The organism is Streptomyces sp. NPDC049585, from assembly GCF_040675615.1.
In the GTDB taxonomy this organism is placed as follows: domain Bacteria; phylum Actinomycetota; class Actinomycetes; order Streptomycetales; family Streptomycetaceae; genus Streptomyces; species Streptomyces luteosporeus.
The window spans coordinates 22,586-43,920 of record NZ_JBFAPE010000024.1 but is presented as its reverse complement, the minus strand read 5'-3'; the positions used below and the strand labels follow the sequence as shown (position 1 = coordinate 43,920).

Annotated in this window: 20 protein-coding genes and 1 pseudogene; 8 read left to right on the top strand and 13 right to left on the bottom strand. The window is 71.1% G+C overall.

Features of this window, described 5'->3' with window-relative positions; genetic code table 11:
- Nucleotides 1–18: 18 nt before the first annotated feature.
- The 6 genes from folE to dacB all read right to left on the bottom strand — a co-directional run bounded on the left by folE (nt 19) and on the right by dacB (nt 7,809).
- Complete coding sequence (folE, locus tag AB0K17_RS22820; protein ID WP_365984068.1) at nt 19–627, bottom strand: GTP cyclohydrolase I FolE; 609 nt, start codon at nt 625–627, stop codon at nt 19–21.
- A gap of 108 nt (nt 628–735) precedes the next feature.
- Nucleotides 736–2,748, bottom strand: a complete 2,013-nt coding sequence (gene ftsH / locus AB0K17_RS22815; protein ID WP_365966169.1) for an ATP-dependent zinc metalloprotease FtsH — start codon at nt 2,746–2,748, stop codon at nt 736–738.
- A 267-nt stretch (nt 2,749–3,015) separates the two neighbouring features.
- Nucleotides 3,016–3,555, bottom strand: a complete 540-nt coding sequence (hpt, locus tag AB0K17_RS22810; RefSeq protein WP_344439083.1) for a hypoxanthine phosphoribosyltransferase — start codon at nt 3,553–3,555, stop codon at nt 3,016–3,018.
- Between the two features lie 77 nt (nt 3,556–3,632).
- Nucleotides 3,633–4,658 (bottom strand): tRNA lysidine(34) synthetase TilS, encoded by a 1,026-nt coding sequence (gene tilS, locus AB0K17_RS22805; RefSeq protein ID WP_365984067.1) that lies wholly within the window; start codon nt 4,656–4,658, stop codon nt 3,633–3,635.
- 210 nt (nt 4,659–4,868) lie between these two features.
- Nucleotides 4,869–5,951, bottom strand: a complete 1,083-nt coding sequence (locus AB0K17_RS22800) for a zinc-dependent metalloprotease (RefSeq protein WP_365966225.1) — start codon at nt 5,949–5,951, stop codon at nt 4,869–4,871.
- A 469-nt stretch (nt 5,952–6,420) separates the two neighbouring features.
- Entirely contained in the window at nt 6,421–7,809 is a 1,389-nt protein-coding gene (gene dacB / locus AB0K17_RS22795; protein WP_365984066.1) for a D-alanyl-D-alanine carboxypeptidase/D-alanyl-D-alanine-endopeptidase, read from the bottom strand.
- 164 nt (nt 7,810–7,973) lie between these two features.
- Here dacB and AB0K17_RS22790 point away from each other — a divergent pair, with 164 nt between their 5' ends.
- Entirely contained in the window at nt 7,974–8,471 is a 498-nt protein-coding gene (locus tag AB0K17_RS22790) for an inorganic diphosphatase (RefSeq protein ID WP_344439087.1), read from the top strand.
- Between the two features lie 165 nt (nt 8,472–8,636).
- Here AB0K17_RS22790 and AB0K17_RS22785 read toward each other — a convergent pair whose 3' ends face one another.
- Nucleotides 8,637–10,373 carry a threonine/serine exporter family protein gene (locus AB0K17_RS22785; protein WP_365984065.1) on the bottom strand — a complete coding sequence of 579 codons (1,737 nt, stop codon included), beginning with the start codon at nt 10,371–10,373 and terminating at the stop codon, nt 8,637–8,639.
- A 90-nt stretch (nt 10,374–10,463) separates the two neighbouring features.
- Nucleotides 10,464–11,606 carry a DedA family protein gene (locus AB0K17_RS22780; RefSeq protein ID WP_365984064.1) on the bottom strand — a complete coding sequence of 381 codons (1,143 nt, stop codon included), beginning with the start codon at nt 11,604–11,606 and terminating at the stop codon, nt 10,464–10,466.
- A gap of 200 nt (nt 11,607–11,806) precedes the next feature.
- On the opposite strand from AB0K17_RS22780, the gene AB0K17_RS22775 reads away from it, so the two are divergent.
- Entirely contained in the window at nt 11,807–12,175 is a 369-nt protein-coding gene (locus tag AB0K17_RS22775; protein ID WP_344438993.1) for a YbjQ family protein, read from the top strand.
- 163 nt (nt 12,176–12,338) lie between these two features.
- On the opposite strand, the gene AB0K17_RS22770 is transcribed toward AB0K17_RS22775, so the two are convergent.
- Nucleotides 12,339–13,103, bottom strand: a complete 765-nt coding sequence (locus AB0K17_RS22770; protein WP_365984063.1) for a MerR family transcriptional regulator — start codon at nt 13,101–13,103, stop codon at nt 12,339–12,341.
- A 143-nt stretch (nt 13,104–13,246) separates the two neighbouring features.
- Here AB0K17_RS22770 and AB0K17_RS22765 point away from each other — a divergent pair, with 143 nt between their 5' ends.
- Complete coding sequence (locus AB0K17_RS22765; protein WP_365984062.1) at nt 13,247–13,840, top strand: Uma2 family endonuclease; 594 nt, start codon at nt 13,247–13,249, stop codon at nt 13,838–13,840.
- An 8-nt stretch (nt 13,841–13,848) separates the two neighbouring features.
- Here the strand turns inward: AB0K17_RS22765 and AB0K17_RS22760 are convergent, their stop codons facing one another.
- Nucleotides 13,849–14,838 carry a Rieske 2Fe-2S domain-containing protein gene (locus AB0K17_RS22760; protein WP_365970055.1) on the bottom strand — a complete coding sequence of 330 codons (990 nt, stop codon included), beginning with the start codon at nt 14,836–14,838 and terminating at the stop codon, nt 13,849–13,851.
- Between the two features lie 25 nt (nt 14,839–14,863).
- Nucleotides 14,864–15,370: an ATP-binding protein gene (locus AB0K17_RS22755; RefSeq protein WP_365984061.1), complete on the bottom strand. Its 507-nt coding sequence runs from the start codon at nt 15,368–15,370 to the stop codon at nt 14,864–14,866.
- A gap of 133 nt (nt 15,371–15,503) precedes the next feature.
- Here AB0K17_RS22755 and AB0K17_RS22750 point away from each other — a divergent pair, with 133 nt between their 5' ends.
- The 3 genes from AB0K17_RS22750 (at nt 15,504) to AB0K17_RS22740 (ending at nt 17,535) form a co-directional block, all read left to right on the top strand.
- Entirely contained in the window at nt 15,504–16,319 is an 816-nt protein-coding gene (locus AB0K17_RS22750; RefSeq protein WP_365984060.1) for a helix-turn-helix transcriptional regulator, read from the top strand.
- On the top strand, nt 16,316–16,519 hold the full coding sequence (locus AB0K17_RS22745) for a DUF397 domain-containing protein (RefSeq protein WP_365984059.1): 204 nt from the start codon (nt 16,316–16,318) through the stop codon (nt 16,517–16,519). Before AB0K17_RS22750 ends, AB0K17_RS22745 begins: the two co-directional genes overlap by 4 nt.
- Nucleotides 16,520–16,722: 203 nt before the next feature.
- Nucleotides 16,723–17,535: a hypothetical protein gene (locus tag AB0K17_RS22740; RefSeq protein ID WP_365984057.1), complete on the top strand. Its 813-nt coding sequence runs from the start codon at nt 16,723–16,725 to the stop codon at nt 17,533–17,535.
- On the opposite strand, the gene AB0K17_RS22735 is transcribed toward AB0K17_RS22740, so the two are convergent.
- Nucleotides 17,525–18,343 carry a hypothetical protein gene (locus tag AB0K17_RS22735; protein ID WP_365984056.1) on the bottom strand — a complete coding sequence of 273 codons (819 nt, stop codon included), beginning with the start codon at nt 18,341–18,343 and terminating at the stop codon, nt 17,525–17,527. The two genes, AB0K17_RS22740 and AB0K17_RS22735, sit on opposite strands and share 11 nt — an antisense overlap.
- Nucleotides 18,344–19,008: 665 nt before the next feature.
- Nucleotides 19,009–19,548 carry a DUF4232 domain-containing protein gene (locus AB0K17_RS22730; RefSeq protein WP_365984055.1) on the bottom strand — a complete coding sequence of 180 codons (540 nt, stop codon included), beginning with the start codon at nt 19,546–19,548 and terminating at the stop codon, nt 19,009–19,011.
- A 182-nt stretch (nt 19,549–19,730) separates the two neighbouring features.
- Between AB0K17_RS22730 and AB0K17_RS22725 the strand changes: the two genes are divergently transcribed.
- Nucleotides 19,731–20,981 (top strand): helix-turn-helix transcriptional regulator, encoded by a 1,251-nt coding sequence (locus AB0K17_RS22725; RefSeq protein WP_365984054.1) that lies wholly within the window; start codon nt 19,731–19,733, stop codon nt 20,979–20,981.
- Nucleotides 20,977–21,285, top strand: a pseudogene (locus AB0K17_RS22720) (LLM class flavin-dependent oxidoreductase); the annotation flags it as partial. The gene AB0K17_RS22725 and the pseudogene AB0K17_RS22720, both read left to right, overlap by 5 nt.
- Nucleotides 21,286–21,335: the final 50 nt, after the last annotated feature.

Genomic DNA, 21,335 nt, shown 5'->3' with positions numbered 1-21,335 from the left:
CCTTTCTCATGTCCTGGTTCAGCGCGCCGCCATGATGAGGCTCATCGCCTCCGCGCGCGTTGCGGGGTCGCGGAGCTGGCCGCGGACGGCGGAGGTGAGGGTCTTGGCGCCGGGCTTGCGGATGCCGCGCATCGACATGCACATGTGCTCGCACTCGACGACCACGACCACGCCGCGCGGCTCCAGGATCTCCATCAGGGAGTCGGCGATCTGCGTGGTCAGCCGCTCCTGCACCTGCGGCCGGCGGGCGTAGACGTCCACCAGGCGGGCCAGCTTCGACAGGCCGGTGATCTTGCCGGTTGTGGACGGGATGTAGCCCACATGGGCGACGCCGTGGAAGGGCACCAGGTGGTGCTCGCACGTGCTGTAGACCTCGATGTCGCGGACGAGCACCATCTCGTCGTGGCCCAGGTCGAAGGTCGTGGTGAGCACGTCCTCCGGCTTCTGCCAGAGGCCGGCGAATATCTCGCGGTACGCCCGTGCCACTCGCGCCGGGGTTTCTCGGAGGCCCTCGCGGTCGGGGTCCTCACCCACCGCGAGCAGCAGTTCGCGGACCGCGTTCTCGGCCCGCTTCTCGTCGAATTCTCCGATGGTGCCCTCGGCGTCCAGTGTCACCGGGTCGGTCATGGGCTTGCCTCGTTCTCTCGTCCGTCAGCGCCGAAATGCGCGATGCCGCGCCCCCAGGCTAAAACCTGGGTGACGCGGCATCCATTCCGGGCCTTGCTACGGGGCCGATCAGCTCTCCGGGCCGGCGGGGCTGTCCTTCGACAGCTCGACGGTGTCCACGGAGGCGGCGCCGTTGTTGCTGGGGGCGAGCTCCTTGGGGGAGAGCACCGGCGGGCGCGTGGAGGGCGTACGCCGCGAGGAGCCGGTCCAGGCCGGGCGCGGCGGGCGCTTGACCACGTGCTTGAAGATCTCGGCGATCTCCTCCTTGTTGAGCGTCTCCTTCTCCAGGAGCGCCAGCACAAGGTTGTCGAGGATGTCGCGGTTCTCGACGAGGATCTCCCACGCCTCGTTGTGGGCGTTCTCGATCAGCTTCTTGACCTCTTCGTCCACCAGGGCGGCGACCTCTTCCGAGTAGTCGCGCTGGTGGGCCATCTCACGGCCCAGGAAGGGCTCGGAGTTGTCGGAGCCGAACTTGATCGCACCGAGGCGCTCGGTCATGCCGTACTGGGTGACCATCGCGCGGGCCGTGGCGGTGGCCTTCTCGATGTCGTTCGCGGCGCCCGTGGTGGGGTCGTGGAAGACGAGCTCCTCGGCCGCGCGGCCGCCCAGCATGTAGGCCAGCTGGTCGAGCATCTCGTTGCGCGTGGTCGAGTACTTGTCCTCGTCGGGCAGGACCATGGTGTAGCCCAGGGCCCGGCCGCGGGACAGGATCGTGATCTTGTGGACCGGGTCGGAGTTCGGGGAGGCCGCCGCGACCAGGGCGTGACCGCCCTCGTGGTACGCGGTGATCTTCTTCTCCTTGTCGCTCATGATCCGGGTCCGCTTCTGCGGGCCGGCCACGACGCGGTCGATCGCCTCGTCCAGCATGTGGTTGTCGATCAGCTTGCGGTCGCTGCGGGCCGTCAGCAGAGCGGCCTCGTTCAGCACGTTCGATAGATCGGCACCGGTGAAGCCGGGCGTACGGCGGGCGACGGCCGAGAGGTCGACGTCCGGGGCGACCGGCTTGCCCTTCTGGTGGACCTTGAGGATCTCCAGACGGCCCTGCATGTCCGGGCGGTCGACGGCGATCTGCCGGTCGAAGCGGCCGGGGCGCAGCAGTGCGGGGTCGAGGATGTCGGGCCGGTTGGTGGCCGCGATCAGGATGACGCCGCCCTTGACGTCGAAGCCGTCCATCTCGACGAGCAGCTGGTTCAGCGTCTGCTCGCGCTCGTCGTGGCCGCCGCCGAGGCCCGCGCCGCGGTGCCGGCCGACGGCGTCGATCTCGTCGACGAAGACGATGGCCGGGGCGTTGGCCTTGGCCTGCTCGAACAGGTCGCGGACGCGGGAGGCGCCCACACCGACGAACATCTCGACGAAGTCGGAGCCGGAGATCGAGTAGAACGGCACGCCCGCCTCGCCGGCGACGGCGCGCGCGAGCAGCGTCTTGCCCGTACCGGGCGGGCCGTACAGCAGCACACCCTTGGGGATCTTGGCGCCCACGGCCTGGAACTTCGCGGGCTCCTGCAGGAACTCCTTGATCTCGTGGAGCTCCTCGACGGCCTCGTCGGCACCGGCCACGTCGGCGAAGGTGGTCTTCGGGGTGTCCTTGGTGATCAGCTTGGCCTTGGACTTCCCGAAGTTCATCACTCGGGAGCCGCCGCCCTGCATCTGGTTCATCAGGAACAGGAAGACCACGACGATCAGGACGAAGGGCAGCAGCGAGAGCAGGACACCGATGAAGGGGTTCTGCTTGGAGGTCGAGACGTTGTAACCCTCGGGCAGCGTGCTCGAGTCGTCGTCGTCGGCCTTGGCCTGCAGATCCTTGGAGATCTCCACGCCCTGGTCGCCGATGTAGTTGGCCTGGACCTTGCTCGAGCCCTTGATCTTGACGCCGCTCTTGAGCTCGACCTTGATCTTGTTCTCGTCGCCGGTCGTCAGCTCGGCCGACTTCACCTGGTTCTTGTCGATCGCGTGTACGACCTGGCTGGTGTCCACCGACTTGTAGCCGCCGGACGAGCCGACGACCTGCATCAACACGACCACGGCGAGGACGGCCAGCACGATCCACATGACCGGCCCACGGAAGTAGCGCTTCACGTCCATCCATACGGGGCGCGAGCGCCCCGTCCCTCCTGCCACAGTGAGGCACGGTCACCCCGGAACGAGGTGCTGTGCGTGCGGTGTCCTGCTCGACCTTGAAAGCTTGAAAAAAGACTGACCTTCGGACGGTACCCCAGCATTGTCACCCGATGACGCCGCGGACGGTCAACAAACCCGCCTTCCCCTGCTCCAACGGCGGGAAACCGCGAAGGGTTCCCGCGCGCCGGAACACACGACTGCACCGGGCCCCACCAGGGCCCGCGAACCGCTCTAGCCGCCGTAGACGTGCGGCGCGAGCGTGCCCACGAAGGGCAGGTTGCGGTATTTCTCCGCGAAGTCGAGACCATAACCGACGACGAACTCGTTCGGGATGTCGAAGCCGACCCACTTCACGTCGATCGCGACCTTCGCCGCCTCCGGCTTGCGCAGCAGCGTCACGACATTGAGCGACTCCGGCTCGCGCGAGCCGAGGTTCGACAGCAGCCACGACAGGGTCAGGCCGGAGTCGATGATGTCCTCGACGATCAGGACGTGCTTGCCCTTGATGTCGGTGTCGAGGTCCTTGAGGATGCGCACCACGCCCGAGGACTGGGTGCCCGCGCCGTAGGAGGACACGGCCATCCAGTCCATGGTGACGGGGTTCGACAGCGCCCGCGCCAGGTCCGCCATGACCATCACGGCGCCCTTGAGGACGCCGACGAGGAGCAGGTCCTTGCCCGCGTACTCCTCGTCGATGAGCGCGGCCAGCTCGGCCAGCTTCGCGTCGATCTCTTCCTTGGTGATGAGCACCGACTTCAGATCGGTGCCCATGTCCTTCACGTCCACCCGCGCCACTCTCGCTCGTACGACTCGTCCGGCCCGGCGGCGCGTCGATCGCCCCGCTCGCGTCAGCCCTGCCGGAGCACCAGTCTGCCACCCTGCCTGCGAACGGCCACGCGCCCGGGCAGGTTGATCGCCCCCTGACCGCGCCAACCGGTGATCAGCCGGTCGACTTCCTCCAGGTGACGGGCGAAGAGCGAACCCGGCGGCGAGCCCGCGGCGATGGCCGCGCGGCGCAGCACGCGACGGCGCACGGCGACGGGCAGGGCGTAGAGCTTGGCGACCTCCAGGTCGCCCGCGTCGTCCCGGACGGAGGGCTCGACCGCGGCGGCCCAGGAGTCCAGGGCGTCGGCGTCGTCCCGGGAGAGCTGGGCGGTACGGGCGAGGGCCTCCACGACGCCCTTGCCGAGCGCCTTCTCCAGGACGGGCAGGGCCTCGTGCCGCACCCGGGAGCGGGTGTAGGCGGGGTCGGCGTTGTGGGGGTCGTCCCAGACGGGGAGCGCCTGGACCATGCACGCCTTGCGCGCGGTCTGCCGGTCCAGACCGAGGAACGGCCTGCGGTAGCGGCCGCCGTGGCCGGAGGTGATGGCCATCCCGGACAGCGAACGGATGCCGGAGCCGCGGGCGAGGCCCAGCAGAACCGTCTCGGCCTGGTCGTCGCGGGTGTGGCCGAGGAGGACCGCGGTGGCACCGTGCCGCTCGGCGACGGCGTCCAGCGCGGCGTAACGGGCGTCACGGGCGGCGGCCTCCGGACCGCCGTCCCGGCCCACGTCGACCTGCACGGCCTCCACCGGATCGAGACCGAGGGCCCGCAGGCGGCTGGCGACCTCGGCTGCACGCAGGTCGGAACCCGGCTGGAGACCGTGGTCCACGGTCACCCCGCCGGCCCGCAGGCCCAGCCGGGGAGCCTCGAAGGCGAGCGCGGAGGCGAGCGCCATGGAGTCGGCGCCGCCGGAGCACGCGCACAGGACGAGCGGGGGGCGACCGTCCTGTACGAGGGGCTTCGGGGAGGAGTCGGGGGGCATGGTCAGGACGTCGTGGAGGACGCGGCGAACCGCCAGGCGTATCGCCGCGACCGCGGGGTGTGGACCCATGTCCGTGTGTCCAATCGTTCCATTCGGAGGGGATGCCCGAGGAAGTATCGCGAGACTTCCGCTGCCTTCCGTCACGCTGTGTACGTCGATGGTGACAGAGACGAGCCTTTACCCGAGCATCGCACGCCCACCCTTGCCTTACGGTCCCTCGGACGGGTGATTACGGGAGCGTTCTTCCGGTACGGCCCGCGACCACGGGGCGTGACCGGGTCACCCGGCCGTCGTGCCGTGCACCCGTGCGACCCAGTCCGCCGGTTTGGCGATCTCGGCCTTCGTCGGCAGCGTGTTCGGCGACGTCCAGACCCTGTTGAACCCGTCCATGCCGACCTCGTCCACCACGGCCCGTACGAACCGCTCCCCATCACGGTACTGCCGCAGTTTGGCGTCCAGACCCAGCAACTTGCGCAGCGCCGCGTCCAGCCGGCCGGCCCCGCTGGCCCGCCGCTTCTGGAACTTCTCCCGGATCTCCGCGACCGACGGCACCACCTGCGGGCCCACCCCGTCCATCACATAGTCCGCGTGCCCCTCCAACAGCGACATCACCGCCGTCAACCGGGCCAGCACCTCCCGCTGCGCCGGAGTCTGCACCAGCTCCACGATGCTGCGCCCCTCCCCCTCCGGCGGCCGGCCCCCCGCCAGCGACTGCGCCGCCTCCCGCACCCGCTCCAGCAGCGTCGCCGGATCGACGTCCGTCTCGCTCAGGAACGTCCGGATCTCGCCCTCGATGTGATCCCGCAGCCACGGCACCGCCGCGAACTGCGTCCGGTGCGTCTCCTCGTGCAGGCACACCCACAGGCGGAAGTCGTGCGGATCCACCTCCAGCTCGCGCTCGACCTGGACGATGTTCGGCGCGACGAGCAGAAGACGGCCGCCACCGCCCGGGAGATCCTCACTGCCGGGCGCGAACGTCTCGTACTGCCCCAGCACGCGCGAGGCCAGGAACGACAGCAGCATCCCCAGCTCCACGCCCGTCACCTTGCCGCCGACGGCCCCCAGCACCGCCCCGCCCGGCAGGTTGCTGCGCCGGTCGGACATCTTGTCCAGGAGCGGCGTCAGCAGCGCGCGGAAACCGGCGACGTTGGCGCGGATCCAGCCGGGCCGGTCCACGACGAGGACGGGGACGGGGGTGTCGGACGCCGCCACCATCCGGGTGAACCCGCGGACGTGCTCCTCCGCGGCGGTCGCATGCCGCCGGAGCTCGGCGACGATGTCACGGGCCTCGTCACGGGTGACCTCCGGCCCGGGGCGGACGAGACGGGCCGCGGTCGCGGCTGCGAGCTTCCAGTCGACCATTTCCGGTGCGTTGCCGTTGCCGCTTGTCATGCCTTTCACGGTACGTGCGCCGCACGGTGGTTGGGGCGGTGGTCTTTCCCCAATCCCGCCCCTCCCCGCTCCCCGGGGCTCCGCCCCGGACCCCGGAGCGGTCACTGGAGGGGTCCACTTCCAGCCAGGCCGGCGTTCGAGGCCACCGGGCGGAGCCCGGTACGGGGGTGCCAGGCCGTGTCCGGCGGATCTTCGTCACGCGCCACCACGGCGCCCCGTAAGGGGCGCGGGGCGGTGTCGATCTGCGGCTGCCGCCGCGTGGGCGCGATCGGCCACCGACGGCCCGCAGTCGACGCGCCGGGGGCGAAGCGCGGCACCCCCTGTGCGGGCCGTCGTGGCTTGTCGCGCAGTTCCCCGCGCCCCTTACGGGGCGCCGCGGTGGCTGCTTGACGAAGATCCGCCGGACACGGCCTAGGGGCGGAGCCCCGCGAGTGGGGGCTCAGCCCGTGGTGGCCAGCGTCGTCGCCAGGCGGTCGAGCGCCTTCTGGGCCGCGTCCGCGTCCGTCGTGCCCGAGGCCAGGAACGCAAACGCCAGCAGGCGGCCCGACGGCGTCACCACCGTGCCGGCCAGCGTGTTCACGCCCGTCAGCGTGCCCGTCTTGGCCCGTACGAGGCCGCGTCCCTGCATTCCCGCCGCGTACCGCTCCCGCAGGGTGCCCGTGAAGCCCGCCACCGGCAGGCCCGTGAGGACCGGCCGCAGGCCGGGGCGGCCGGGGTCGGCGGCCCGTACGAGCAGGTGCGCCAGGAAGTCCGCGGTCGCGCGGTCCGCGCGGTCGAGGCCGCTGCCGTCCGCGATGTGAACACCGTCCATCGGCAGGCCCAGCTTCGTCAGCTGGGCCGTCACGGCCCGTGCCGCGCCGGCGAAGCTGACCTCCTCCCCGCCCGCGACCGCCGTCTGCCGGGCGAGGGCCTCGGCGATGTCGTTGTCGCTGTTGGTGAGGGCCCGTTCCACCAGGGCCGACAGCGGCGCGGAGGAGACGGAGGCCAGGCGGGGCGCGCCCGCCTGCGCCCGGCCCTCGGCGACGTCGCCGTCGATCTCGACGCCCCGCTCCCGCAGCATCGTCGCGAAGGTGCGCGCCGCGGCGCCCGCCGGGTCCGCCGTACGGTCGGCGGGGCCGCGGTCGGAATCATCGAGGCGGCCCTCGTCGACCATGAGGGCGCTGACCGGTGCGAGGTTCTCGTTCGGCCCGATGACGTGCAGCCCCGGCCCCGCGTACCGCGAGGCGTCGTACGCCAGCCGGACCCGCTCGGTGCCGCGCGCCTTGAGCGCCCCCGCCGTCGCGTCGGCGAGCTCGGCGAGGCTGGCGCCGGCGGAGCCGCCGTCGTGCTCCGGCCGGGCGGTCAGGGTGGGGTCTCCGCCGCCGACGAGCACGATGCCGCCGTCCGGGCCGCCGCCGAGCACCGTCGTCGCGATGCGGTGCTCCGGGCCGAGCGCGGCCAGCGCGGCGGCCGCCGTGGCGAGCTTGATCGTAGAGGCGGGGGTGTACGCGTCGCGCTCCCCGGAGCCGTACAGCTTCTCGCCCGTCAACGCGTCGACCACGGCCGCCGCCCGCCCGGCGGAACCGAGCGCCGGATCCTGCAGGAGCGGCTCCAGGGCCGCCGCGAGTCCCACCGGTTCGCCGCGACCTGCGCGCAGGGCGCCCAGTACCGGCGGTACGGGCGCGGCCTGCGGTCCGGCGTGACGCGCGCCACCCCCGACACCCGCCCGGACGTGCTCCGCACGGGCCCGTTCGGCCGTACGCTGACCTCCGTCCCAGGGCCCGGCCACGGCCGCCGCACCGGTCCCGAGCGCCAGGCCGGCCACGGCCGACGCGGCGACGAACCGCACGGTCCGACGCCGCGCCGCAGGGGTGTCACGCCATGCCCCACGCCACCGCCCGACCTGCCAGCGCCCGGCCTCCGGCACCACGGACCAGCCCCTTTCGCCACCACACACCTGCGTGGGGGACACTTAATCACCAGACGTATGTGTTGATCATGAAGGAGCCACCCGTGGAGTTCGACGTCACCATCGAGATCCCGAAGGGTTCGCGGAACAAGTACGAGGTGGACCACGAGACCGGTCGCATCCGTCTGGACCGCCGCCTGTTCACCTCCACCAGCTACCCGGCCGACTACGGCTTCGTCGAGAACACCCTCGGCGAGGACGGCGACCCGCTGGACGCCATGGTCATCCTGGACGAGCCCACCTTCCCGGGCTGCCTCATCAAGTGCCGCGCCATCGGCATGTTCCGCATGACGGACGAGGCCGGCGGCGACGACAAGCTGCTGTGCGTGCCGGCGAACGACCCGCGCATGGAGCACCTGCGCGACATCCACCACGTGTCGGAGTTCGACCGCCTGGAGATCCAGCACTTCTTCGAGGTCTACAAGGACCTGGAGCCCGGCAAGTCCGTCGAGGGTGCGGACTGGGTCGGTCGCGCGGAGGCCGAGGCGGAGATCGAGGCGTCCTACAAGCGCCTCGAGGCGGCGGGCGGCGCCCACCACTGACCCCTGCGGGGTCGCTTTGCGGGTAGGGGTGCCCCCGTGGGCCCCCTACCCCGCACGCCATGCCGGGGCTCGGGGCTTCGCCCCGGGCCCTGCGCCATGCCGCGGAATCTGCGGGCGCGTCGTGGCTTGTCGCGCAGTTCCCCGCGCCCCTATGGGGCGCTGTCGCTAGAAGCCGCGGGTGCGCTTCGCCGCTCGGCGGAGGGCCGCTTCGCCCGGGACCTTCAGGAAGAGGCGCGCCATCTCGCTTCCGAGGTTCACCCCGATCGCAATGGCCAGCGCCAGCGCCGCTGCCTTCGTCAGGCTCGCAATCCCCGTGTTGAGCTCGTTCTTCGCAAAGTTCAGCAGCGCGAAGTACATCGCACTACCCGGCAGCAGCGGCCCGATCGCCGCCGTCACGTACGGCAGTGCGGACGTGTACCAGTAGCGCGACATCAGCTGCCCGAAGAGGCCCACCAGTCCCGCCGCGATGGCGGTGGCCGGCACCGGGTCGAGTCCGGCCGTGTCGGCGAGCGCGCCGTAGACGGTCCAGGCCACGGCCCCGTTCAGAGTGGCCGCGAGCACGGTGTGCCGTTCCTGCTGCAGCAGGACCGCGAAGGCCGCGACCAGCAGCATCGCCGCCACGATCTGGATGACGGGCCGTTCCTGACGTTGTAGGACCGCTTCCGGGTTGAGCGTGCCGCCGCCGATGTGGACGCCGCCGTAGAGGACGACGAGTACGCCGCAGACGATGCCGACGACCAGGTAGACGACTTCGAGCAGGCGCGCGGCAGCGGTGATGTAGAAGCCGGTCAGGCCGTCCTGGACGCCCGCGACCAGTGCCCGTCCGGGCAGCAGCGCGAACAGCCCACCGGTGATCACCGCCGACGCCTGGACGTGCACGTACTGCTGGCCGGCGCTCAGCGCCACACCCATCGCCGCCGGCGGCATGGCCGCCGCCACGAACTGGTAGAACTCCGGCAGCCCGCGCCCCGATGCCAGCCACGCCAGCCGGTCGCCGAGCATCGCCCCGGCGGCCGCCGCGAGGAACACCACGATCCCGCCCCCGACGAGCAGGGACGCCCCGCCCGCCAGCAGGCCGGCCGCGGCTGTCAGTGCCCAGCTGGGGTACGGGTGGCGGTTGCGCCGTATCTCGGCGAGCCGCCGGTACGCCTCCTCCAGGGTCAGCCCCTGGGTGGTGATGTCGTGGACGAGCCGGAAGACCGCCGACAGCCGCGTGTAGTCCGTACCGCGCCGCCGCACGGTACGGCTGGCGGTGACCGGATCCTCGACCAGCGACGGCTGGTAGCTGACGGACAGCAACGTGAACGTCACCGTCGGCTCGCAGCGCGCCAGCCCGTACGCGTGGGCGACGCCGAACATCGCCGCCTCGACGTCCTCGGCCCCCTCGCCGCCGGCGAGCAGCAGTTCCCCGATGCGCAGCGTCAGGTCGAGGATGCGGGGCACCGGCAGGGCCGGTGCCTCCTCTTCCTGCTTCTCCATCCGCTCGGGCACCGGCCGCTCGGCGAGCGGCATGCGCAGCATGGTGCGCATGCGGTCCTGCCAGGGGGTTTCCTTGGTCAGGCTGATCAGGGGCATGCCGTACGGCGGGGTGAAGGCGGGGTGGACGGGCGGTCCCTGCACGCCGGCCGGTACGCCGCGCCCGCGGGGCGGGGCAAAGGCGGAACGTTCCTCCGGCTCGGTCTCGGGCTCCGCCACCCCGTTCGGCAGGGCGAACTCCGAGGTCGGATGCTCGTCCTCCGGCGGTGGGGGCAGCGGCACGCCCAAGGGCGGGGTGAAGGCGCTGCGCGCCTCGTCGGACTGCGGCTTGCGGTCATCCGGTTCGGAAGCGTCGCCGCCGCGCTGCCGATCAGTCACCACGTGCTCCACGTGCTCCTCGTCAGGCACTCCTGTTACCGCCAGCATGCATGGCGGCCGGAACGGCCGCGCACCGGGGGCCCATAAACGGAATGAGAGGCCCCGGAGGGGCCCCTCATTCGTCACAAACGACCGATATCAGTAGCGGGCGTGCCGCCCGTGCCCGTCGTGGGGCCAGTCGTCATTGGGGTCGCGCTGCTGAGGCTGCTGGGGGTACTGCTGCTGCGCCTGCTGGGGGTACTGCTGTTGCGGCTGCTGGGGCTGCTGCGGGTACTGCTGGTAGTCCTGGTAACCCTGATGGTCACCGTTCTGGTAGCCGCCGTAGGCGCCGTTCCCGTACGCACCGCCCCCGTACGCAGCGTCCCCGTACGCACCGCCCTGGTAGTCGCCGCCGCCCTGCTGATAACCGCCACCCTGCGGCTGGTAACCACCGGCCTGCTGCGGGTATCCGCCCGGCTGCTGGTACCCGTAGCCGTCCTGCTGCTGGTAGCCACCCTGGTACTGCTGGTACTGGTACTCGTACCCGCCCGGGGCCTCCATCCCGGGAGCGGGCGCCGGCACCGCAGCCGGCACCGCGGCCGGGGCCGGCTCGTACGACGCAGGCGCCGGCACCCGCACCGGCACGGGCTCGGGCTCCGGCTCCGCCGCCGCCTTCTTCGCCTTGCTCCGCGCCCGCAGGAACTCGATCGCGATCGGCACCACCGACACCAGCACGATCGCGACGAGCATCGCCTCGATGTTCTTGTGGACGAACTCCACGTTGCCCAGCGCCGCCCCCAGCAGCGTCACGCCGGCACCCCACAGCGCGCCGCCGATCATGTTGAAGATCAGGAAGGAGCGGTAGTTCATCCGGCTCACGCCGGCGATGATCGGCGTGAAGGTGCGCACGATGGGCACGAAGCGCGCCAGGACCAGCGACTTCGGTCCGTATTTCTCGAAGAATTCGTGCGCCTTCTCGACGTTCTCCTGCTTGAACAGCTTCGAGTCGGGCCGCCGGAACAGCGCCGGGCCCACCTTCCGCCCGAACAGGTAGCCCGCCTGATCGCCCAGCACCGCCGCCAGCCAGACCATGACGCACACGGCCCACAGCGGGTAGTGCAGCTTGCCCGTCGTGACCAGGAGCCCCGTCGTGAACAGCAGCGAGTCGCCGGGCAGGAAGAAGCCGATGAGCAGGCCGGACTCGGCGAAGACGATGGCCAGGACACCGAAGATGCCGAATTGGCCGATCAGGTAATCCGAGTCCAGCCACTGTGGGCCGAGCGCGAGGGTGATCGGGGTCACGGGGTGAGCTCCTGGGTGGAGGAGAAGAGAGGAGGCGGAGGCGAGAGGCGAAAGTACGAAAGTACGGCCGTGCGGCTCAAAGGTACCAACGCGGACCGCCACCCCCCGGGTTCCACCGTACGGCGCAACCCCGCCGCTGCGGCGTGCGTCACGGACAGCAGACGGCAAAACTGCACATACAGACGGAAGAGGTGGCTCACATGGGCATCGACGAGTACGGCGGCGGCCAGGCGGAGAACCCCGATGTCCTCGTGGTCACGACCAACGACATCCCCGGCTACCGCGTGGACAAGGTCATCGGCGAGGTCTTCGGCCTGACCGTCCGCTCCCGTCACATCGGCAGCCAGATCGGCGCCGGTCTGAAGTCGCTGATCGGCGGCGAGCTGCGGGGCCTGACCAAGACCCTCGTCGAGACCCGCAACCAGGCCATGGAGCGCCTCGTCGAGCAGGCCCGCGCGCGGGGAGCGAACGCCGTGCTCATGTTCCGCTTCGACGTCACCGAGGCGGCGGACGTCGGCACGGAGGTCTGCGCCTACGGCACGGCGGTCGTGGTCTCCCCGCACGCATAGGACACCCCCGTCCCCGACCCCGGACGGCCGGCACCCCCTCACGGGCACACGCCAGGTCGTGTCCGGCGGATCTTCGTCACGCGCCACCACGGCGCCCCGTAGGGGCGCGGGGAACTGCGCGATCAGCCGGACACGCCCTAGGCGCCCCGTAAGGGGCGCCCCCTTACGCGGCGCTGTGGCGCGCCGCGTTCGCGGTGATCGCGTCCTTCAGGTAGGCCGCCATGCCCGGCCGGATCGCCTCGTACGTGGCGGTGAACCGCTCGTCCGCCACGTACATCTCCCCCAGGCAGCTGTGCATCTCGTACGAGCAGTCGTAGTAGAACTGCGCGATCTGCTGCCGGTGCTCCTCGGCGAGGTCCATCGCCGCCTCCGAGTCGGCCGCCGCGCCCGAGGCCATCAGCTCGGCGATCCGCCGGTTGAGGTCGTCGGCCGCGGCCTGGATGCGCAGCCAGTCCTCCTTCGTGTACTTGGCCGTGCGCTGCTGCGACTGCCGGTACGCGTCGGTGTCGCCCCAGCGCTCCTGGACCTCGTCCTTGTACTGGTCCGGGTCGAAGTCCCCGAACACCTCGAACTTCTCCTCCGGCGTGAGGTTGATTCCCATCTTTCGCGCCTCCATGGCGTGCTCCACGGCGGCGGCCATCTGCTGCAACCGGTCGATCCGTCCCTGCAGCAGCTCGTGCTGCCGGCGCAGGTGCGCCATCGGATCGGCGCCCGGGTCGTCCAGCAGTGCCGCCACCTCGTCGAGCGGGAACCCGAGCTCCCGGTAGAACAGGATCTGCTGCAGCCGGTCGAGATCGGCGTCCTCGTACCGCCGGTGCCCGGCATGACTCCGGCCGGACGGCACGAGCAGCCCGATCTCGTCGTAGTGGTGCAGCGTCCGCACGGTGACACCGGCGAAATCGGCGACCTGTCCCACGGAATAACTCACGTCCGCGCTCCTTCTTTCTCTGGCGCGCTCCACGATGCGTCCTCACGTGACGTGAGGTGCAAGCCGAATACCGATCACCCTTGCGGGTTGGTCTTCACAGGGTTCACGAACCCGCGCCGCCGCCTCCCTGCACCATCAGGCTCATGGAACAGCTGCAGCGGGCTACTCGGGCCAACTGGATGTACCCACCGATCGACGGCTGGACTGTCGATCAAGTGGAGGAGCTGTACCTGCCCTACGACACTGATTGGGAACTGATCGACGGCAGGATCGTGACCTACAGTGACACCTCCTGGTGGCACAACCATGTGCGCGACGAGTTGTACATCGCTCTGAGGACGGCGCTGCGCCGCCCCTACACGGTCGGCATGAGCCGGTGGACGGAGATCAACAACCGCACGGCGGTCTCACCGGACCTCGTGGTGTTCGACCACCGAGGTCTCGACATCCACACCCTCGTCGCCACGCCGGTCGCCAATGTGGCACTCGTGGTCGAGGTCCACTCACCCTGCTCCCACGCGGCTGACCGCCACCTCCGGCCGGGGCTCTTCGCCGAGGCGGGCATCGGCCTCTTCTGGCGGGTGGAACGGGGGGAGGATGCTGTTCCTGAGATCCACGAGCACCAGCTCGACCCTTCAACCGGACGCTATGGCGAGGCAACCCGCCACACCAGCACGCTCAAGACCCACGTCCCCTTCCCCATCGAGGTCGATCTGCGCAGCCTGATCGATTTCTGACGCCCCGCTCACGCCCCCCGCGGGTAGAACTGCCGGGCCCATCGCCGCAGCTCCCCCACCGGCCCGTCGTCGGGCGTGAGGCACGGCTCCGCCAGGTACCGCTTGCGGTGCCAGATCTCCACGTCCCGCCGTACGTCCTTCGCCAGCCACGCCACCCCGCACCGTGTCACCAGCCACGCCGCCATCGCCGCCGGCGGCTCCCACGGCAGGGTCACCGCGCTGCACACGAACACCCGGAACTGCGTCCGCCACGCTCCCACCGGCGTCGGGTTCACCCACATCCGCATCGACAGGCCCAGCGGCGCGATCTCCACCTCCGCCAGCACCAGCCCCAGCCCGAACTGCCGCACCGTGTACTCCACCGGTACCCGCCCCACCACCGGCAGGTTCCGCAGCGCCCGCAGCCGTACGCTGCGCACCGGGCCCTCCGTCCGCGTCGACAGCAGTTCCTGCGTCTCCGCGAACCCGTGCACCGGCCCCATGTGGCCGTAGTCGGAGATGTTCTCCGCCACCTCCTGCGGATGCGTGTCCGCCAGCAGCAGCCGCTGCCCCGGCACGCTGTAGCAGCCCGGTTCCGGCAGCTCCGGCGGGTGCCAGTCCGGCTCCGCGCCCCGCTCGTCGTACCAGACGTACACCATGCCGTTCGCCTCGCGCACCGGCAGCATCGACAGCCGCGCCGCGTCCGGCGGCTCCCCGCCGCCCGGCCTGCGCCGGCACGTGCCGTCCAGCCCGTACGCGAACCCGTGGAATGGGCAGACCAGGTACTCCCCGTCCACCCTCCCCCCGAACCCCAGGTGCGCCCCGAGGTGCGGGCAGTACGGGCGCGTCGCCCGCACCCGCCCGCCCCGCGTCCGGTACAGCACCACGTCCTCGCCGGCCAGCCGCCGCGTAGCCACCGTCCCCGCCTTCAGCTCCTTGCTCGACGCCAGGCAGAACCAGCCGCGCGGGTACGGCAGCGGCGCGGGGCGATTGGGGTTCGCGGACGGGATGACCTCCACGGCCAAATACTGCCGTTGCGCATACTCACCCAAACGAGGAGCGATCACCCCCGCCCTCTGAATGATGCATTCCGTTTTCGTGCGCCCCCGCGTGCGCCCCCGAGCCGTCCGGCCCGATCGTCAGCTCGCACCACACCGTCTTCCCGATCCCGTACGGCCGCGGAACCGCGCCCCACGCATCCGCCAGCGCCGCCACCACGCGCAACCCGCGCCCGGCCTCCGCCAGCGGCCTCAGCTCCCTCACGCACGGGAAGCCGTCACCCGCATCCGACACCTCGATGCGCAGTTTTTCGCCACGGACCACGCACAAGGCGTGGATCTGCCTGCCGGGCGACACGCGCGCATGTCGGCATGCGTTGGCGACGAGCTCACTGAGCAGCAGCACAGCGGTCTCGGCGGTCCCGGCCGGCAGTTGCCACAGCCGGGCCCGCTCCCGGAGAAGGGCACGCGCCCGCGCAGCACTACGAGCGTGCCGCGGAAGGCGCCACCAGACGTACTGGGCGGGTGCGTCTACGGAGACGAGGGTGGGCATGAGGGGTCCTCGGATGGGGGTCTGTTTTCGCAAGTACGCGGCTCAAACCCTCCTGTCCTGCGATCGTCGGACGGGAGTACCGACGTTGGTACGGATCGCGTGCGTACGCACGGGACCCGGGGAGGGCAGCACGGTGAGGAACGGAAACCCCGAGCCGCCAATTGCTTGGCGCTACTGCGGGCACCAGATGAAGATGTGGCGCACGCTCGCCGGCGTCAGCCGGGAGCAATTGGCGGAAGAAGCGGGATTCAGCGTCGAGTTCATCAAGTCGGTCGAGCAGGGGCGGCGCCGGGCGAACCTACACCTGCTGCAGGTGACGGATGACTTGTGCGGGGCACGGGGGCTTGTGGTGGCGGCACATGAGTACCTGGAGCCGAGCCGTCATGCTTCCCAGTACCGGGCGTTCTTCGCGGCGGAGGCGGAGGCAGTATCGCTCTCGTCCTACCAGAGCCTGTACATCCCGGGGTTGCTGCAGACGGAGGACTACGCCCGTGCCCTGATGAGCAAGGCCTGGCCGCCCGTCGACGACGAGATCGTCGAGCAACGCGTCACTCAACGGCTGCAGCGGCAGGAGAAGCTGCACCGAAAGCCCCTAGTGCCGTTCCACTTCGCCATCTACGAGGCGGCCCTACGTACGAACGTCGGTGGGCCGGGGGTCATGAAGGCGCAGCTGGATCATCTGCAGAAGGCCAGCGAGCTGCGCAACGTCTGCTTGCAGGTCCTGCCGGTGGGCAGGTACACGCCGTCCAGCCTCTGCGGACCGTTCACCTTGCTGGAGACACCCACTCACCGACACATCGCCTATGTGGAGGGCCAGAACACCAGCGCGCTGCATTCCGAGGCGAGCATGGTCAGCGACTTCATCCACGGCTACGGATTGATCCGCACACAGGCGCTGAGCGCGGAAGAGACAGTCGAGTTCATCGGAAAGGTCTCACAGGAGCTATGAGATGGCGCAAGTCCAGCTACAGCAATACCGGAGGAGGGGAGTGCGTCGAGGTGGCCATGCCGCCGGACGGCGTACTCGTCCGGGACTCGAAGCTCGGGTCCTCCCGAATACGGATCGCGCCCGCGAGCTGGGCCCGGTTCACGGCCGAGCTTCGGGCGTCGGGGGTCGAGCGACCCAATAAGGAATGGGCGGTGGGTTGAAACCCACCCACCCTCCCAAGTCCCGCTCAAGCACACGCACATGACTTTGCGCAAGCGGGTCGCGACTCACCGCACTTGGCCTGTAGCGTGCGCAGCAACAAGCAACCCCCGCCGGTGTTGGCGCACCGAAACGGGGGTCTGACCACCAAGATCGAAGCGAGAGCGATCCCGTGGCTGAAGCCAAGACTATCCCTGCCCCTCCCATGGCCGCAGCCGGCTACGGCAAGCGGTCGGCGCCGGACCAGGCGCCTCGTGCGCGTGAGATGTTCGCGCACCTTCCCGCCCGCGAGGCGTACATCGCCACGTACGTGGACCGGCTCCCCGACGGGGCCGCGATGGACGTGAAGACGCTGGCCAGGACGTTGCCGTACGGCCAGCAGGCCATCCGCAGCGCGCTGACGAACCTGTCCGAGGCCGGGCACCTGCGGCGCGTGCGGGAGATGGTGGGCGAGGGGCGTACGCAGTGGGTGTGGCGTACGTACTTCTCGCGTACCGCGCGCGACGACGCGTGGTGGGAGGAGCACCTGGAGGTTGACGCCCCGCCCGAGCCGAAGGCGCAGGCCGCGCCCACCGAGGAACCCGAGGCGTACGAGGCGCTGGCCGCCGTCGGGCGGGCCGACAGCCGGATGGGCCTCTCGCACGCCGAGTGCGTCGCCCTGGCGCCGCTGGCGGCGCTGTGGCTGGCGAGAGGGGCCACGCGGGAGGCGCTGGTACGGGCGCTGACCGCCGGGCTACCGGCGGTGGTGCACGCGCCCGGGGCCCTGGCCCGTACCCGGTTGCGGGGCAAGCTGCCGCCCGAACCGCCGCAGCCGGCGGCCCCCGTCGTACGGCTGCTGGAGTGCACGGGGTGCGGGACGCCCGGGCGCCCGGAGGCGCTGGCGGGCGGCCTGTGCCGGGCCTGTCACGGCCGTCCGCCGGAGGAACCGGCCACCGTGGACGTCGCCGCCCTGGCCGCCGCCGCGAGGGCGGCGAGCCGGGCGGGGCGGGACCGGTTCGTCACGTCGCTCAGCCGGTGAGCGGGCCGCCGACGTCGGACTCCGGTACGGCCTGGGCGTCCGCGGGCGCGGCCGGCGTGTCCACGGGCTTGCCGAAGTCGGCGAAGTCGAGGGTGGCCACCATCTTGGTGCCGCCCACGTCGAAGGTGAGGCGGGACCGGACGAGGTGTCCGGCCTTGTCGACCCAGGCGTCGGCGGTGACGGGGAGGTCGGCGTTGAGGATGTCCCGCATCGAGTCGACCTTGGTGCGGCGTTCCGCAGCCATGCGGAGGACGAGCGTCTGGTGGTCCAGCCTGCCGCGGTAGTGGACGGTGGGCGTGCCGTTGACCTTCTCCTCGCCCGCCTTGACGGGACTGCGCATCTGCGCGATCTGGCGCAGGGTGTGCGCGGGGTCGTTCACGGGTGCGCGCAGGAGGTAATGGGCCTCGGCCTTCTCCCGCGGGATCGAACGCCAGGCGGTGTCGCCGTCGGTGGCCTTGGGCATCCGGAAGTACACGGTGCCGTCGGTGAAGACCTCGTCGAGGGTTGCGGCGCCGCCACCGCCGCCGCCCTGGGGGTCGTCGAGGCCGGCCGTCAGGCGCCCCTTGCCGCCCGCCAGGTCCATGCCGCCGCGGACGGAGACCGTGAAGCTCTGTCCTTCACCGCTCATGTCGACGCGTTGGTCAATGCGGACGGTGGACTTCTCGGTGGCGGCCACCGCGGCCCGTACGGCCGCGGCGGGCGCCGCCGAGGAATCGCCGGACGAGCCGGATGAGCCCGCTGAGCCGGACGAGCAGGCCGAGCACAGCAGGATGGCGGCAGTACCGACAAGGACGGCGGATCGCCGCATCGTTACCCCAGAGGACTCAGGAAGGGGCCATACCGACATGCCCCATATCGAACACTGATCCTAACGGGGGGTGCGCTCCACTTCGCTGCGCGCGGGGTGGCGGAGTGTGCGCTGCGCCGCTGCGCGGCTTGGGGGGCGGAGGGCCGGGCTGCGCCCTGGGCGGTCCACCCGCTGCGCGGCTGGAAGCGCGTACTCGGCACGGGAGCGGTGCGCGGCACCGGGGTGGGTGATGAAGCGAGCTACGCCGCTGCGCGGCTCAAGGCCGAACCCCGCAAGCGAAGGGAACCGCACTTCGCAGTGAAGCCCGCCGCTGCGCGGCTTGGCGGCGTTACCCCGCACCGTCACGGGTGCCCCGCGAGGGTTTCCGCTACCAAGACGGCACCCGCCCCGGTCCGGGCATCCTGCCAGCGCAGCGAAGCGGAGCGGCCCACCAACGAGGAAGGGAAACGCTGCCGCTACGGGACAAGCGACTCAAGCCGCGCAGCGAAGCGGAGCGCACCCACGAAAAGCCGCAACCCACACGTGCCGGGCCCGCCCTTCCAGCCGCGCAGCGGGTGGGCCCCCAGGGCGCAGCCCGGCCCTCCGCCCCCCAAGCCGCGCAGCGGCGCAGCGCACACTCCACCACCAAACCCACCCACCCGCACCCGCACCCACCCGCACGCCGGTCACCAGCTCAGCGCGCTCTCCGCATCCGTCTGCCAGTACGTGACCCAGGCCGTGTCGTCGATCCACGTCTTCTGCGGGAGGCGGACGGCGACGGTGGCCGTGCTCTCCCCGTCGCCGGCATCGAGCGCGATGCGCGCGGTCTCCGCGAAGTAACCCCAACTGGCGCTGTCGTCCGCCGCGGACGTCTTGATGCCCGCGTAGGCGGACTGCCCCGGCCGCAAGGTGACGGCTGCCTGCGGCGCGGACGCTTCGAGGGAGCCGATGACGTACTGGCTGTCGTCGAAGCCGACGAACGGCGCGCGCACGGCATTGCAGGGAGCGGAGCCGGTGTTGGTGGCGACGAGCAGCGCGTGGTTGATCGGGCGGCTGACGTTCCGGACCGTGAAGGACAGGTCCTTCACGTCGCAGGTGGCGGTGACCGCGCCGTGCGTCACCTGCGGGACGGGGGCGGCGGCATGCGCCTGCGGCGTGGCCGTCAGGGCACCGGCGAGGAGCGCGGCGGCGAGGGGGGTGACGGCAGCGGACGTACGGATACGCATGAGTGCTCCTCCTGTGACGGGTTGGCGGTGCCCTCAGCTTTCGAGATGACCGATTCCGGCTTCAACCCCCGCCGTGTCCTACGGGACATTCGAACGCTTCCACCTAGGCTGACCTGGGAGGATTCCGGGCCCTGGAACACGGGAGCGGAACGGTGGACGTCGTACGAGGGGGTTGCCCGGCGGTGGCCGGACAGACGCAGGAGCTGGCGCGTGCGCTCAGCGAACTGAAGGACCGGGCGGGCCTGAGCTACGGGGCGCTGGCGAAACGGCTGCATACGAGCACGTCGACGCTGCACCGGTACTGCCACGGGGCGGCTGTGCCGGGCGAGTACGCGGCGGTGGAACGGTTCGCGCGAGCGTGCGGGGCGGAGCGGGAACAGCTGGTGGAACTCCATCGGTTGTGGATCCTCGCGGATGCGGAACGCGAGGCGGCGCGCAAGGCGCCGACGCCCGCGCCTCCGGCGGATCCGGAGCCCGTGGCTCCCGTGGCCGCGTCGGGTTCCGGCCAACGCCGGGTCCGCCTGGCGCTGATAGCCGCGATGGCGGTCGGGGTGGCGACCGTGGGGACCGCCGTCGCCGGCAGCTACTTCTCCTCCGACCGCGGCACGGCGGCGACGCCTCGTGCCACTGCCGGATCCGCGTCCGATGGCGGCAGCGCGAACCCATGGAACGTGGAACCGAACCGCGGCGCACTCCCGAGCGCGAACGCATCCCGCTCCCCCGGGCTGCCGTTCCCCCAGTGGGACCCGACCGGCCCACCGGCCCTGCCCACTATTCCTCCCCCGGCCACCGCCCCGGGGCCGCCCCCGCCGGCGGCGGACGTCCGCGCGTACTCGCTGGAGGACCGGTGCGGTTCCATGTACGTCTCGGGGCGCACCCCCGGCGAAGTACCGGCACCTCCGGAGGGAACCGACGCCCGCGGCTGGGTGACGGGCATGCGCGCGGTGGCGGGCGGGCGGATGCAGATCCAGGTGACCGTGCAGGGGACAGGGCGGGAGGCCGTCGTGCTGCACGGCCTGAACGTTCATGTCGTCGACCACACCGACCCCCTGGAATGGACCGGCTACTCCATGGGAGAAGGATGCGGCAGCGGACTGACACCGCGAACCTTCGACATCGACCTGGACACGGACCGTCCGGTCGCCCAACCGAAGGCGGGAGTCCAGAACGACGTCGAACTCCCGGCGGCCCACTTCCCGTTGCGGGTCTCGTCCGCCGACCCGGAAGTCCTCGACGTGGTGGCCCACACGGACAAGCGGGCGGTCGCCTGGTACCTCGACCTGGAGTGGAGCAGCGGCGCGAGGCGCGGGACTTTGCGCATCGACGACAACGGCCGGCCGTTCCGCACGAGCGCGGTGAAGTCGCGGCCGCAGTACACGTACAACATGGCGAAGAAGGTGTGGGAGCCGCTGGAGGACTACGCGCGGCACTAGCGCGATGGCGGCGCAGACGGCCACCCTCGACCGCATCTCGGGCGGCCGGTTCACGCTCGGCATCGGCATCGGCATCGGCATCGGCGGTCGCGAGGACGACTGCCTGGCCGCGGGCATCGACATCCGACGCCGGGGCCGCCGCCTCGACGAGCAGATGCCCCTGCTCCGGCGGACGTGGCGCGGCGAGGCGTACGGCGAAGGCGTCGGCCCGATCGGCCCCGCGCCCGCGACGCCCGGCGGACCGGACGTGCTCTTCGGCGGCTTCGCCCCGGCGGCGATCGAGCGGGTCGGCCGATTCGGCGACGCGCTGTTCTGAGGGCACCACTGCGCCACCCGATCAGCCGCTGCGCCGCG

Bases quoted from the DNA above. Each gene is read 5' to 3' on its own strand.
- AB0K17_RS22755 (WP_365984061.1), bottom strand. From the start codon at position 15,370: ATGCCCACCCTCGTCTCCGTAGACGCACCCGCCCAGTACGTCTGGTGG.
- AB0K17_RS22800 (WP_365966225.1), bottom strand. From the start codon at position 5,951: ATGGTCGACTGGAAGCTCGCAGCCGCGACCGCGGCCCGTCTCGTCCGC.
- folE (WP_365984068.1), bottom strand. From the start codon at position 627: ATGACCGACCCGGTGACACTGGACGCCGAGGGCACCATCGGAGAATTC.
- AB0K17_RS22740 (WP_365984057.1), top strand. From the start codon at position 16,723: ATGGCCGCAGCCGGCTACGGCAAGCGGTCGGCGCCGGACCAGGCGCCT.
- AB0K17_RS22735 (WP_365984056.1), bottom strand. From the start codon at position 18,343: ATGCGGCGATCCGCCGTCCTTGTCGGTACTGCCGCCATCCTGCTGTGC.
- AB0K17_RS22745 (WP_365984059.1), top strand. From the start codon at position 16,316: ATGAGATGGCGCAAGTCCAGCTACAGCAATACCGGAGGAGGGGAGTGC.
- AB0K17_RS22785 (WP_365984065.1), bottom strand. From the start codon at position 10,373: ATGCTGGCGGTAACAGGAGTGCCTGACGAGGAGCACGTGGAGCACGTG.
- AB0K17_RS22765 (WP_365984062.1), top strand. From the start codon at position 13,247: ATGGAACAGCTGCAGCGGGCTACTCGGGCCAACTGGATGTACCCACCG.
- AB0K17_RS22730 (WP_365984055.1), bottom strand. From the start codon at position 19,548: ATGCGTATCCGTACGTCCGCTGCCGTCACCCCCCTCGCCGCCGCGCTC.
- ftsH (WP_365966169.1), bottom strand. From the start codon at position 2,748: ATGGACGTGAAGCGCTACTTCCGTGGGCCGGTCATGTGGATCGTGCTG.
- hpt (WP_344439083.1), bottom strand. From the start codon at position 3,555: ATGGGCACCGATCTGAAGTCGGTGCTCATCACCAAGGAAGAGATCGAC.
- tilS (WP_365984067.1), bottom strand. From the start codon at position 4,658: ATGGGTCCACACCCCGCGGTCGCGGCGATACGCCTGGCGGTTCGCCGC.
- AB0K17_RS22775 (WP_344438993.1), top strand. From the start codon at position 11,807: ATGGGCATCGACGAGTACGGCGGCGGCCAGGCGGAGAACCCCGATGTC.